Raw genomic sequence first — 388 nt, 5'->3', positions numbered from 1 at the left:
CACCAGCCAGTTCGCCGGCCTGACCACCAACCAGGTCGCCGCGCTGACCAGCGGCCAGATCGGCGCGCTGAGCACCAACCTGATCGCCAACGGCCTGACCACCGCGCAAGTGGTGGCCCTGTCCAGCGCCCAGGCGGGCGGCCTGACCTCGTCGCAGGTGGCGGCCTTCACCACGGCCAACCTGGCCGCCATGGAGACTGTTGACTTCGCCGCGCTGAAGACTGCCGCCATCGCCGGCCTGAGCACGGCCCAGTTCGCCGGCCTGACCACCAACCAGGTCGCCGCGCTGACCAGCGCCCAGATGGGCGCGCTGAGCACCAATGTGATCGCCAACGGCCTGACCACCGCGCAAGTGGTGGCCCTGAGCAGCACCCAGGCTTCCGGCCTG

Annotated in this window: 1 pseudogene; it reads left to right on the top strand. The window is 70.6% G+C overall.

The features are described from left to right. Positions 1-388: pseudogene (locus tag AC6H42_RS06580) on the top strand (heme utilization protein); the annotation flags it as partial.

The organism is Massilia sp. NBRC 108631 (assembly GCF_059704565.1).
The sequence above is the reverse complement of the archived record's forward strand: the minus strand, read 5'-3'. Positions and strand labels throughout refer to the sequence as shown.